Annotated in this window: 12 protein-coding genes and 1 pseudogene; 4 read left to right on the top strand and 9 right to left on the bottom strand. The window is 75.1% G+C overall.

Features of this window, described 5'->3' with window-relative positions; translation table 11 throughout:
* The 3 genes and pseudogenes from KZX45_RS19570 to KZX45_RS19580 all read right to left on the bottom strand — a co-directional run.
* Positions 1–561: pseudogene (locus tag KZX45_RS19570) on the bottom strand (hypothetical protein); the annotation flags it as partial.
* Positions 562–824: 263 nt separating this feature from the next.
* Positions 825–1,646 carry an HAD family hydrolase gene (locus KZX45_RS19575; protein WP_248259437.1) on the bottom strand — a complete coding sequence of 274 codons (822 nt, stop codon included), beginning with the start codon at positions 1,644–1,646 and terminating at the stop codon, positions 825–827.
* Positions 1,647–1,824: 178 nt separating this feature from the next.
* Positions 1,825–2,229, bottom strand: coding sequence for an alpha-ketoglutarate-dependent dioxygenase AlkB (locus KZX45_RS19580; RefSeq protein WP_248259448.1), 405 nt, complete (start codon positions 2,227–2,229; stop codon positions 1,825–1,827).
* 76 nt (positions 2,230–2,305) lie between these two features.
* Between KZX45_RS19580 and KZX45_RS19585 the strand changes: the two genes are divergently transcribed.
* From KZX45_RS19585 to KZX45_RS19595, 3 genes are read left to right on the top strand one after another with little or no spacing between them, the layout of a single operon-like run.
* Positions 2,306–3,301, top strand: coding sequence for a zinc-binding alcohol dehydrogenase (locus tag KZX45_RS19585; RefSeq protein ID WP_248259438.1), 996 nt, complete (start codon positions 2,306–2,308; stop codon positions 3,299–3,301).
* Positions 3,301–3,678 carry a 6-carboxytetrahydropterin synthase gene (locus KZX45_RS19590; protein WP_248259439.1) on the top strand — a complete coding sequence of 126 codons (378 nt, stop codon included), beginning with the start codon at positions 3,301–3,303 and terminating at the stop codon, positions 3,676–3,678. Before KZX45_RS19585 ends, KZX45_RS19590 begins: the two co-directional genes overlap by 1 nt.
* A gap of 5 nt (positions 3,679–3,683) precedes the next feature.
* The gene (locus tag KZX45_RS19595; protein WP_248259440.1) at positions 3,684–4,826 is read left to right on the top strand and encodes a glycosyltransferase family 4 protein; all 1,143 of its coding nucleotides are present in this window, start codon (positions 3,684–3,686) and stop codon (positions 4,824–4,826) included.
* Between the two features lie 3 nt (positions 4,827–4,829).
* On the opposite strand, the gene ribA is transcribed toward KZX45_RS19595, so the two are convergent.
* The 4 genes from ribA to KZX45_RS19615 all read right to left on the bottom strand — a co-directional run bounded on the left by ribA (position 4,830) and on the right by KZX45_RS19615 (position 8,670).
* Entirely contained in the window at positions 4,830–6,200 is a 1,371-nt protein-coding gene (gene ribA / locus KZX45_RS19600; protein ID WP_248259441.1) for a GTP cyclohydrolase II, read from the bottom strand.
* Between the two features lie 71 nt (positions 6,201–6,271).
* Positions 6,272–7,267 (bottom strand): bile acid:sodium symporter family protein, encoded by a 996-nt coding sequence (locus KZX45_RS19605; protein ID WP_248259442.1) that lies wholly within the window; start codon positions 7,265–7,267, stop codon positions 6,272–6,274.
* A 99-nt stretch (positions 7,268–7,366) separates the two neighbouring features.
* Complete coding sequence (locus KZX45_RS19610; RefSeq protein ID WP_248259443.1) at positions 7,367–8,101, bottom strand: glutamine amidotransferase; 735 nt, start codon at positions 8,099–8,101, stop codon at positions 7,367–7,369.
* Positions 8,102–8,148: 47 nt separating this feature from the next.
* On the bottom strand, positions 8,149–8,670 hold the full coding sequence (locus tag KZX45_RS19615; protein ID WP_248259444.1) for a DUF4190 domain-containing protein: 522 nt from the start codon (positions 8,668–8,670) through the stop codon (positions 8,149–8,151).
* A 176-nt stretch (positions 8,671–8,846) separates the two neighbouring features.
* Between KZX45_RS19615 and KZX45_RS19620 the strand changes: the two genes are divergently transcribed.
* Positions 8,847–10,184 (top strand): uracil-xanthine permease family protein, encoded by a 1,338-nt coding sequence (locus tag KZX45_RS19620; RefSeq protein WP_248259445.1) that lies wholly within the window; start codon positions 8,847–8,849, stop codon positions 10,182–10,184.
* Between the two features lie 32 nt (positions 10,185–10,216).
* On the opposite strand, the gene KZX45_RS19625 is transcribed toward KZX45_RS19620, so the two are convergent.
* Entirely contained in the window at positions 10,217–10,846 is a 630-nt protein-coding gene (locus tag KZX45_RS19625) for a LytR C-terminal domain-containing protein (RefSeq protein ID WP_248259446.1), read from the bottom strand.
* A gap of 19 nt (positions 10,847–10,865) precedes the next feature.
* Positions 10,866–11,189 carry a type II toxin-antitoxin system VapB family antitoxin gene (locus KZX45_RS19630; protein WP_248259447.1) on the bottom strand — a complete coding sequence of 108 codons (324 nt, stop codon included), beginning with the start codon at positions 11,187–11,189 and terminating at the stop codon, positions 10,866–10,868.
* Positions 11,190–11,531: the final 342 nt, after the last annotated feature.

Raw genomic sequence — 11,531 nt, forward strand, 5'->3', positions numbered from 1 at the left:
GTCACCGTCGACGTCCGTGTCGGCGGCGGCGTCCGCGTCCGTGTCGGCCGCGGCATCGGACGGGTGGTCGGTGCCGGCGGCGTCCTCGGCGGCGGCGCTGCCGTCGCCGGTGCCGGGCGGGCGGCCGGCGGGACCGTCCGTCCCGGTGCCGGACGGGCGATCGGTGCCCGAAGACCGGTCCGCGTCGGCGTCGGCGTCGGCGTCGGCGTCCGCGTCCGCGTCTGCGTCCTCGGCCGGCAGCGGCGAGGTGCGGGTGAACCCCGCCGGCGCCAGCCCACCCAGCACCGCCGCACCCTCCACGTCCACCGGCGCCACCGGCCGCGCCGGGCTCTCCCCGTCCGCGCCGAGCAGGTCCTCCAGCACCTCCTGCGCCCACGGGTCCCCCGCCTCCAGCAGCACCCCCAACCCCCGCAGGCCGGTGCTGGAGAGCTCCCGCGCCCGCGCCAGCCGCTCCGCCGCCCCCACCGCACTGGCCAGGGCGAGCAGGTGCGCGCACGGACCGTGCCACCCGTCCTGCGAGCAGCACCACCCGCCACCACCACGAACCTCGCCTACGTCCATGGATCGACCGTATGTTCGACCACTGACATCGAGGTCTCCGCCCTTCCTCCCTGTGCAAACACGGATGGTCCTGTGAAGGACGTCGGATGCCGACATCGGGACGGTCCACGGGGTCACGGACCGAGGACAAACTCCGCGCTGAGATGCACGGTCTGATCCGCGCGGGCCTACCGGGCCGGTCGAGATCGGGTGCGGAGGTGGCAGGGCGGCGCGGGATCAGAGCCGCGGGCGTGGCCGGCCGAGCGCGACAACGGCCGGCGCCGCTACCTGGCCGAGCGAGCCTCCAGCAGGGCCTCGACCAGCTCGGCAACCGCCTCGTCCCCGTGATGCCCGATCTGCAGCCGTGCCAGCACGCGGACCGGCTCGCGGGCGTTGCCCATGGCGACCGGGAACCCCACCCGCGAGAGCCACACGACGTCGTTCTCGCCGTCGCCGATCCCGGCGCAACGCTCCGGCGGGATGCCGAGCCGCTCCAGGACGGCACTCAGCGCGACCCACTTGTCGGCGCCCTCGGCGCTCATCTCGAAGGCGGTGTCCATCGAGCGGACCATGCGAGGGAAGGCGGCCCGGATCTCCGCGTCGAGGGCATCGAGGGTGGCGGGCTCGCCGAAGATCACCGCCTTGGTGGACTCGGCGTACGGCAGCTCGCCGGGCGGGACGGCCCTGGCCGGGGCGGTCGGGTCGGCGGCGACGAGCAGGCCGTGGATCACGCTGCCCTCCTCGGCGACCATCGTGTCGACCGTGAACAGCGACGGTTCCACCGCCCGGCCCTCGCAGAAGGCGACGACGGCCTGCGCCTCGTCGGGGTCCATGAGGGCCGCGTGGAGCGGGTCGGCGTCGCGGGTGTCGATGGCCACCGCACCGTTCGAGGCGACGGCGTACCCGTCGATCCCGGCGTCGGCCAGGATCGCGGTCGCGGCTCCCACGATCCGGCCGGTGACGATGATCGGCTCGACCCCGGCCGCCCTCAGGTCCGTCAGCGCGCGGAGCGTCCGCGGGCTCACGCGGTGGTCGCCGCCGGCAAGGGTGCCGTCGACGTCGAACGCGACGGCGCGCACGTCGAGCAGGTCGTCGTGCAGATCCATGAACATCCTCAGTTATCAGACGAGCGGGCAGGGCACGAGGGCCCGCGACCCACGGTAACCGGCGTCTCGCCGCCGGCTGAGCTGCCCCCGTCCCCGCCGGTACCCGCGCCGGGCCCCTCGCCGTCCCGTGCCGCCGCCGTGCTCCGGTCGGCGAACCGCTGGCGCAGCGTGCGGAACGTCAACGAGTAGCGCGGCTCACGCACGGCGACGGCGAACCCAGCGAGACCCCGACGACGTCACCGAACGCGGGCGCGTCCCGGTGCCACCCGATCGAGGCGCCGGGCGGGTAGAACGTGGCGAGCGCCTCCGCCAGCTCCGCGGTCGGCCGCCCCAGCAGAGCGGCGCAGCGATCCCGGACGGGCTGCAGCCAGTCCGGGACCGGCTCGCCGGGCGTCACCGCCCCGGTCTCGAAGTGGTAGCCCACGCCGTAGTGGCGGACCACGCGCCGGGCGACCTGGCCGTGCATGCGGACCTCGCCGTACTCCAGGCCGGTGAGGCGCTCGAGGAGCCAGTCCTCCTGCGCCTCGGTGAGAAAGTCCGGCACGTACCGCAGTCCGGCCGGCTCCTCGACGATGCCACGCATCCGTCCCACGTTCCCGAGGGTATGGCGCACCGGCGCTGGGCGTGCGCCGTCGCAGGTCCACGACACAATCGACTCCATGTGGACCGCCTACTGGACGACATCGCCCCGCAACGGCGAGCTGCGCACCGAGCCCGGCCGCGCACCCGCCGAGGGTGAGGCGCTCGTGCGCACGCTCCGGTCGGGTGTCAGCCGCGGCACGGAGATGCTCGTCCACGCCGGCGCCGTCCCCGCCGCCGTCGCCCCGGCGATGCGCGCACCGTTCCAGGAGGGTGACCTGCCGGGACCGGTCAAGTACGGCTACCTCTCGGTCGGCGTCGTCGAGGAGGGGCCGGCGGACCTCGTGGGCCGCCGCGTCTTCTGCCTCTACCCGCACCAGGACCGCTACGTCGTCCCGGTCGCCGCGCTCACCCCGGTGCCCGAAGACGTCCCCTCCGACCGCGCCGTCCTCGCCGGCTCGGTCGAGACCGCAGTCAACGCGCTGTGGGACGCCGCCCCGCGGCTGGGGGACCGGGTCGCGGTCGTCGGGGCGGGCATGGTCGGCGGCGCGGTGGCGGCGCTGCTGCGCACCTTCCCCCTGGACCGGCTCCAGCTCGTCGACGTCGACCCCGCCCGCGCGGATCTCGCCGCCACGCTCGGGGTCGAGTGGGTGCACCCGGACGACGCCGCCGGCGAGTGCGACCTCGTGATCCACTGCTCCGCGTCGGAGGCCGGGCTCGCCCGCGGGCTCGAGCTCCTCGGCGAGGAGGGCGAGCTCATCGAGATGTCCTGGTACGGCACCCGCGAGCCGCAGGTCCCCCTCGGGGCCGCCTTCCACGCCCGCCGGCTGAGCATCCGTGCCAGCCAGGTGGGCGCGGTCTCCGCGGCCCGGCGTGCCCGCCGGACGACGGCGGACCGGCTCGCCCTCGCCCTGCGCCTGCTCGCCGACCCCGCCTTCGACGCGTTCCTCACCAGCCGCTCCGACCTCGCGGGCCTGCCCGCGGCGATGGAGCGGCTCTACGCGGGGGACGGGTCACCCCTCTGCCACGTCGTCGTCTACCCCGAGACCCCCGGGTCCACCAACGAAGGAGCCTGATGTTCGCCCTGACCGTCCGTGACCGCATGATGATCGCCCACTCCCTGCCGCACCCCGCCTTCGGGCCGGCGCAGGCCCTGCACGGCGCGACCTACGTCGTCGAGCTGACGATCCGCCGGGCGGAGCTGGGGGAGGAGGCGATCGTCATCGACATCGGCGAGGCGACGACGCTCCTCAAGGACGCCCTCGCCGACCTCGACTACACCAACCTCGACGAGCACCCCGACCTGGCCGGCACGCTCACCACCACGGAGGCGCTCGCGAAGCTCGTCGCGGACCGGGTCGCCGCGCAGCTTCCGTCGGGCGTCTACGCCGGGCTCGACGTCACCCTGCGCGAGCACCCCGACGCCTGGGCCACCTACACCCGCGAGCTCTAGCCGCGATGGTCCGGAAGGGGCCGGCGACGGCGGAGCTGGGGGCCGGGACGACGGCGGACGCCGACGGTGGGCCCGGTCCCCTCGGCTTCGTGACGTGGGACCGCACCGGTCCCAGCGGGGGCAACACCTACGACCGCGAGCTCGTCGCCGCGCTCCGGGCGGCCGGCACCGACGTCGTCGTCCACGCCCTTCCCGGCAGCTGGCCGGACCCGGACGGGGCCGACCTCGACCGCCTCGCTGCAGCCCTGGCCGCCCAGCCGGTCAGCCTGGTGGACGGCATCGTGGCGAGCGGCGCCCCGGGACCGGTCGAGGCGGCGGTGGCCGCCGGGCGGAGCGTCGTCGTCCTCGTCCACATGGCCGCCGCGGACGAGGTCGGGCTCGCCGCGCCCGACGCCGCACGCCGCGAGGAGACCGAGGGCCGGGCCCTGCGCGCGGCCTCCGCCGTCGTCGCGACCAGCCGGACCGCGGCGGACGACCTCGCCGCCCGCCACGGCCTCCGGGACGTCCGGGTGGCCCGCCCCGGGGCCCGCCGGGCCCGGCTCGCGACGGGCTCGACACCGCCGTGCCTGCTCGCCGTCGCCAACCTCACGCCCACCAAGGACCCGCTGACGCTCGTCCGCGCGCTCCACGAGGTGGCGGACCTCGAGTGGACGGCCGTCCTCGTCGGGTCGCCCGACGTGGACCCGGGCTACGCCGAGGCGGTGCGGCGCGAGGCGGCCGGCCTGGGCGAGCGGGTCCGGCTCGCCGGGGCGCTGGTCGGCGACGCGCTCGAGGCGGAGTGGTCGGCGTCGGACCTGCTGGTCCTCACCTCCCGCACCGAGACGTTCGGGATGGTCGTCCTCGAGGCGCTCGCCCACGGCGTCCCGGCCGTGGTCGGCGCGGGCACGGGCGCCGTCGAGGCCCTGACCCGCGGCGCGCCGCGGGGCACGCAGGGGCGTCGGGCCGGCGCGGCGCCGGGCCTCACCGGCCCGGGCACACCCGGTGCCGCCGTGCCCACCGGCAACCCCCGCCCGCTGGCGGAGGTGCTGCGCCGGTGGCTCACCGACCCATCCCTGCGGGACGAGTGGCGCCGCGCCGCTCTCGACTCCCGCGCCCGGCTGCCGGGCTGGGACGTCACCGCCGCGGTGGTGAGCCAGACCCTGCCGTGACCCTCAGGCGCGCACAGCCGCCAGGTCCATCTCGGTGCAGATGTCCTCGCCGAGCACGAACCGGCGCACGGGCGCGCTCAGGGCGTCGGCGAGCCGGTCCGAGCCGTCGAAGCGGATGCCGGGCACGCCGTCGCCGATGAGCAGCGGCGCGGTGGTGAGGAACAGGCGGTCCAGGAGCCCCGCGGCGAGGAACGCCGAGACCACCCGCCCGCCGCCCTCCACGAGCACCCGGCCGAGCCCGCGCTCCCGGAGCGCCGCCAGGACCGCGGCCGGCTCGAACCCGGACGGCCCCAGCGGAAGTCGCAGCACGCCGACGTGCGAGGCGGCCTCCGGCACCGAGGCGTCCGCCCCGACCACCCACAGGGTCGGGGCGTCGTCGACCGTGAGCACGTGGGACCGGCGCGGCGCGCGCGCACCGGGGTCGAGCACCACCCGGACGGGCGAGGCGCCCGGGACGGCCCGCACCGTCAGGCGCGGGTCGTCCGCCACCACGCTGGAGACCCCGATCACCACGGCGTCCACGAGCGCGCGCAGCCGGTGCAGGTGCTCGCGGTCCTGCTCCCCGCTGACGAACTCGGCGTCCCCGGAGCGCGCCGCGATGAACCCGTCCATGCTCTGGGCCAGCTGCCCGACCGTCAGCTCCGGACCCGCGGCCACCAGCGGCCCGTAGCGGTCCAGCAGCACCGCGTCGGGGCTGGCCACCCCGTGCTCCGGCACCCGGCCGGCCACCAGCTCGGCCCACGCATCCGGCACGGCACCCACGGAGTCGTGCCGCATGCGGCGCCGCTTGGTGTCGAGGTAGAAGGCGTTCTCGGGCCGGTCCGCCACCGGCAGCGTCTGCCGGGCCACGACCTCGATGCCCAGCTCCGTGAGGCGCTCGGCCTTCTCGGGGTTCGAGGACATCAGGCGCACGCGGCTGACGCCGAGGTCGTGGAGGATGTCGGCCACCTCGTCGTAGGTCCGCGCGTCCGCGGGGTAGCCGAGCTCGAGGTTCGCGTCCACGGTGTCCAGGCCCGCGTCCTGGAGGGCGTACGCCTGAAGCTTCGCCAGCAGGCCGATGCCCCGGCCCTCGTGCCCCCGGACGTACACGACGGCGCCGCGGCCCTCCCGGGCGATCGCGCCGAGCGCGGCGTGGAGCTGCTCGCCGCAGTCGCACCGCCGCGAGCCGAAGGCGTCCCCGGTGAGGCACTCGGAGTGCACCCGCACGAGCGGGGCGGCGTCTGCGACGCCCTCGCCGGCGACGTCACCCATCACGAGGGCGACGTGCCCGAGGCCGCCGGCGCCGTCGTAGCCGTGCATGGCAAAGGTCCCGTGCTCCGTCGGCAGCGTCGTCGACACCGTCCGGCGCACGGCCAGGCGTGGGAGGTCGGTCATCGCAGAAGGGTGACACACAACGGACGGTGCTGGCGCGCTGATCGCCCGTCCGCCGTCCGTCCGCCGGGCGGTCAGGAGGCGACGGCCTCCACCCGGTCCGGCTCGGGAGCGAGCGGACGACGGCGGAGCAGAGCCGCGAGGATCGAGCCCGAGACGTTGTGCCAGACCGAGAAGACGGCGCCCGGCAGCGCCGCGAGCGGGCTGAGGTACATGGTGGCGAGGCCGGCGGCGAGGCCCGAGTTCTGCATGCCGACCTCGACCGCGACGGTGCGGCGCACCCGCTCCGGCTGCCGGGTCACCGCGGCGAACCCGTAGCCGACGGCGTAGCCGAGCACGTTGTGCAGCACGACCGCGGCGAGGACGAGCAGCCCGGCCTCGACGATCCGGTCGGCGCTGCCGGAGACGACGGCGACGACCACCAGGGTGATCGCGACGACGGAGATCCAGGGCAGCACCGGCAGGGCTCGGCCCACCAGCCCGGGCAGGAGCATGCGCACGACCAGGCCCAGCGCCACCGGGACGAGCACGATCTGCAGGATGGACACCGCCATCCCGACGCCGTCGACCGGCATGTACTGCCCCGCGAGCCAGAGCGTGAGCACCGGCGTCAGGAGCGGGGCGAGGAGCGTGGAGACGGAGGTCATCGTCACGGACAGCGCGGTGTCGCCCTTGGCCAGGTAGGTCACGACGTTCGACGCCGTCCCGCCGGGCGCGCAGCCGACGAGGATGATCCCCGCGGCGAGCTCGGCCGGGAGCTGCAGCACCCAGGACACGCCGAGACCGAGCAGCGGCATGACGGAGTACTGCGCGATCACGCCGAGCAGCACGGGCAGCGGGCGGGTGACGACGAGCCGGAAGTCGGGCAGGGTCAGGGTCAGCCCCATCCCGAACATGATGATGCCGAGCAGCGGGTTGATCGCGGCGCCCAGGGGCGTGAAGGTGCCCGGGAGCAGGAACGCGACGGCGGCGCCGGCGAGGATCAGCAGCGGGAACACGGTCACCGCGACGCGGGCGGAGCGGTCCTCGGCGGTCGGTGCGCCGGGCGCGCCCGGGGTCTGGGTGGTCATGGGCGGAGATGATGCCGGGTGGCACAGCACGGCTGCACGCCGTGCCGGGATGCGGGACGCGTCGGGCGCGCGGCGTGGGCCGTGCGGGCGGCGGAGCGGTCAGTCGCGCGCGTACCGGGCCACGAAGTTCGTGACGATCCGCTGCGGGGCGCTGACGTCGACGTCGCGCACGGAGGCCTCCACCTGCGCCTGCTCGGCCGGGTCGAAGTAGCCGGCGTCGCGGTAGATGCGGATGCGCTCGAGGATGCCGGGCACGTCGAGCTCGGGGTGGAACTGCGTGCCGTAGAGGTTCTGCCCGACGCGGAACATCTGCACCGGGCACGCCTCGCCGCGCGCGAGGAGGACGGCGCCGTCGGGGAGTCTGCTCACCGCCTCCTTGTGGCCGACGAAGGCCTCGAACGACGGCGGCATGCCGGCGAGGAGAGGGTCGGCGGCGCCGTCGTCGGTCACCTCGATGGTGGTGGCGGAGATCGGCTCGGCGTAGGTCTCGTCGAGCCTGGCTCCGAGGTACCGCGCGAGTGTGCCGACGCCGTAGCAGGCGCCGAGGAACGGGAAGTCGGCGGGGATGAGCACGGAGAGAAGCCGGGAGAGCTCATGCTCCACGCGCAGCTGGGTGTCGGACTTGTGCCGGTCCGGGACGGAGCTGGTGTACGGGCTGCCGCCGAGCATGATCCCCGACCAGTCGTCGAGGTCGAGGGGCGGCAGGGGCGTGGACTCGAGGCGGAGCCACACGAGCTCGCGCTCGGCCAGTCCGCCGTAGCGAAGGAAGGCCTCGTACTCGCTCTCGGCGGCGGCGTCCTCGGGGCGGGTGGCCAGGAGCAGGAACGGCTTCACGCCCGCGATCCTACGGTCGCGGGCGGGCCCGTCCGGACGCCGTCCGCTCAGGAGGTCCGCAGCCCCCAGATCGCGAGCAGCAGCAGGGCCCACAGAGCGGTCAGGGCGTAACCGAGGGCCAGGCCGGCGACGGCGAGCCCGCGGCCCCCGCCGTAGCCGTCCTGACGGCGCAGCGCGAGATGGCCGCAGACGACCGCGGCGAGACCGACCCCGGGGACCACCGCGAGAACCCCGAGCACCAGCGCGGCCACCGCCAGCGGGTCGTTGCGCACGACCGCGGAGGTGTATCCCGGCCCGGCCAGCACGACGCGGTGGTCGACGTCATCGCTGCCCGGGAAGGCGAGGGCGGCGCCGTCGTCCGCGGGGCGGTGGGGCGGGGGCGGGCCGGCGGCCGGCGTCGCGCTCGGGGGCGGGGCGTAGGGCGAGGGACCGGTGCCCGGGGCAGGAGCGGTGGCGTAGTCCGACGGGTAGGCGCGCGGCGCGGGCGCGGGCCGGACGGACGGCGGGGCGAACGGGTTCTCCGGTCGCGCCGCGCCGGGCTGCCCGGGCCGGCCGTCATCCTCGCCCATGCGACTCTCCTCACGTCGGGCCGTCGGCACGGCACGTCGGGGCCGGTCAGAAGGTCCCGCCGCCGCCCAGGATGGCACAGGCGGCGACCGGCCAGGCCGTCGTGGCACTAACCTGTGCTCCCGAACCGGCCCCCCGACGGCGTGGGCGCAGGCGCTACGACGATCGGGAGGGCGCGATGAGCGCACGCACGGGTTTTGGCAGATGGACGGTCCACGGCGACGGGCGCCGCATCGGCCCCGGTGAGGTGGTGGCGCCGCACGAACGGCTGAGCTGGCCGGCGACGATCGGCATCGGCGCGCAGCACGTCGTCGCCATGTTCGGCGCGACGTTCCTCGTCCCGCTGCTCACCGGCTTCCCGCCCGCGACCACCCTGTTCTTCTCGGCGGTCGGCACGTTGCTGTTCCTCGTGATCACGGCCGGCCGGGTGCCTAGCTACCTCGGCTCGAGCTTCGCGCTGATCGCCCCCATCACCGCGGCCACCGCGTCCCAGGGCATGTCCTCGGCGCTCGGCGGCGTGGTCGCCGTCGGCGTCCTGCTCGCGATCATCGGCCTGGTGGTGCACTTCGCCGGCGCCAGGTGGATCGACATCGTCATGCCGCCCACCGTCACCGGCTCGATCGTCGCCCTGATCGGGTTCAACCTCGCGCCGTCCGCGTGGGGCAACGTCCAGCAGGCGCCCGTGACCGCCGTCGTGACCGTCGGCGCGATCCTGCTGTGCACCGTGCTCCTCCGCGGCATCCTCGGCCGGCTGTCGATCCTGCTCGGGGTGCTCGTCGGCTACGCCACCGCCCGGATCCGTGGCGAGGTCAGCATGACGGAGGTCTACGAGGCGGCGTGGTTCGGTCTGCCGGAGTTCACCGCCCCGAGCTTCGACCCCGCGCTCCTCGGCCTGTTCCTGCCGGTGGTCCTCGTCCTGGTGGCGGAGAACGTCGGGCACGTGAAGTCCGTCGCCGCCATGACGGGGGAGAACCTCGACGACGTGACCGGCCGGGCGCTCTTCGCCGACGGCCTGTCCACCGCGCTCGCCGGCGCCGGCGGCGGGTCCGGCACCACGACCTACGCGGAGAACATCGGGGTGATGGCGGCGACGCGCGTGTACTCGACCGCCGCGTACCTCGTGGCCGCGCTGGTGGCCCTCCTGCTGAGCATGTCGCCGAAGTTCGGCCAGCTGATCGCGACGATCCCCCCGGGTGTGCTGGGCGGCGCCGCGACCGTGCTGTACGGGATGATCGGCATGCTCGGCGTGCGCATCTGGGTCCAGAACCGCGTGGACTTCTCCGACCCGGTCAACCTCAACACCGCTGCGGTGGCCCTGATCCTCGGCATCGCCAACTTCACGTGGGTCGTGGGGGACATGAAGTTCGAGGGCATCGCGCTCGGGTCCGCCGCCGCACTCGTCGTCTACCACGTGATGCGGCAGATCGCGCGGGCCAGGGGCACGAGCCAGGAGGCGGCGTCGCCGGCGTCGGCCCCCGCGGGGGCGGAGCTGAACCCCGGAGAGCTGCACCGGTAGGGCGGCGCCCGGCCGGTCCGCCCCGGCGGCGGTCAGCCCTCCGCGGGAGCGTCCGCGGGGGGCGCCGCCACGGGCTGGCAGCCCTCGGGCGAGGTCAGCGGTGCCGCCGGGTCCAGCGCGGCGATCTCGTCGGCGCTGAGCATCTTGGTGTAGCCGGCGCCCAGCACGACGTCGACCGACTCGTCGGTGCGCGCGTCCAGCGTCACGACGGACTCGGGGAAGAGCCGCGCGACGGTGTAGCCGGCCGTCACCCCGAGCGGGCCGGTGACGATCTGCACGACGCCCTCGTAGGCGCCCTGCGGCCAGTTGGCCTGCTGGTTGATCAGGACCCCGGCGGCGCCGAGGGTCTCGGCCGTGGTCGCCGCCAGGCCGGCCGTGTCCGTGCCGTTGTAGACGTTCGCGGTGACCGATCCGAGGTCGACGGGGACGGCACCCTCGGGCAGGCACGGCTGGACGACCTGCTGCCCGGTCGGCTCCTCCCGGGAGAACTCCCGGCTGAACGGGGCCGGCAGCAGACCCGCCCACATCGCGCCGGCGATCAGTGCGGCGACGAGAAGGACGATGACCAGCCCGCCGAGGACGACCGTCTGGCGCTGCTGGAGCCGGCGCCGTCGCGCCGCACGCCGGAGGGCGGCGTCGTCGGTCACGATCTCCTCCGTCACAGGAGGAACCGTAACGGAGTCAGACCTGCTCACGGACTCGCCCCTCGTCGTCCAGCTCGAGAACGCGCGCGTGGAGCACCAGCCGCTGCTGCAGCGCGGCACGCAGCGCGCGGTGAAGGCCGTCCTCCAGGTAGAGGCTGCCGCGCCAGGACACGACGTGGGCGAACAGGTCGCCGTAGAACGTGGAGTCCGTGGACAGCAGCGAGCGCAGGTCGAGCGTGGCCTTCGTGGTCACCAGCTGGTCCAGGCGCACCTGGCGGGGCGGGACGGCGGCCCACTCACGGGGGGTCGTCAAGCCGTGGTCCGGGTAGGGACGTCCGTCCCCGACGGCCTTGAACATCACCCGAGGGATGGTAGACGCCGCCGAGGGCTCACGAGGGGAGGCGTCGGGGCGTGCCGAGCGCGCAGCGAGCGGGACACGACGGAGAGCGGCGATGACATGACTCCTCGGGAGAGGCCGGACGGGTCCGGACATGGCGACGGCCCGCCCCGGGGGAGGGGGCGGGCCGGCGCGGTGGGGGCGTGGCGGTCGGTGCCACGCGGGGCACCCCGGGGTCCGGGGGTGCGGTGGCGTCGGTCAGCCGACGCGGATGAAGATCGGGTTGGAGATGTAGATCGGGGACTCGTACAGCGGGGTGCCCGGGCTGCGGGCGGCGATGTGCTGGCCGTTGCCGGTGTAGATGCC

Source organism: Georgenia sp. EYE_87, from assembly GCF_023148685.1.
In the GTDB taxonomy this organism is placed as follows: domain Bacteria; phylum Actinomycetota; class Actinomycetes; order Actinomycetales; family Actinomycetaceae; genus Georgenia.

Bases quoted from the DNA above. Each gene is read 5' to 3' on its own strand.
- ribA (WP_248259441.1), bottom strand. From the start codon at position 6,200: ATGACCGACCTCCCACGCCTGGCCGTGCGCCGGACGGTGTCGACGACG.
- KZX45_RS19620 (WP_248259445.1), top strand. From the start codon at position 8,847: ATGAGCGCACGCACGGGTTTTGGCAGATGGACGGTCCACGGCGACGGG.
- KZX45_RS19615 (WP_248259444.1), bottom strand. From the start codon at position 8,670: ATGGGCGAGGATGACGGCCGGCCCGGGCAGCCCGGCGCGGCGCGACCG.
- KZX45_RS19590 (WP_248259439.1), top strand. From the start codon at position 3,301: ATGTTCGCCCTGACCGTCCGTGACCGCATGATGATCGCCCACTCCCTG.
- KZX45_RS19580 (WP_248259448.1), bottom strand. From the start codon at position 2,229: ATGCGTGGCATCGTCGAGGAGCCGGCCGGACTGCGGTACGTGCCGGAC.
- KZX45_RS19585 (WP_248259438.1), top strand. From the start codon at position 2,306: ATGTGGACCGCCTACTGGACGACATCGCCCCGCAACGGCGAGCTGCGC.
- KZX45_RS19605 (WP_248259442.1), bottom strand. From the start codon at position 7,267: ATGACCACCCAGACCCCGGGCGCGCCCGGCGCACCGACCGCCGAGGAC.
- KZX45_RS19575 (WP_248259437.1), bottom strand. From the start codon at position 1,646: ATGGATCTGCACGACGACCTGCTCGACGTGCGCGCCGTCGCGTTCGAC.
- KZX45_RS19595 (WP_248259440.1), top strand. From the start codon at position 3,684: ATGGTCCGGAAGGGGCCGGCGACGGCGGAGCTGGGGGCCGGGACGACG.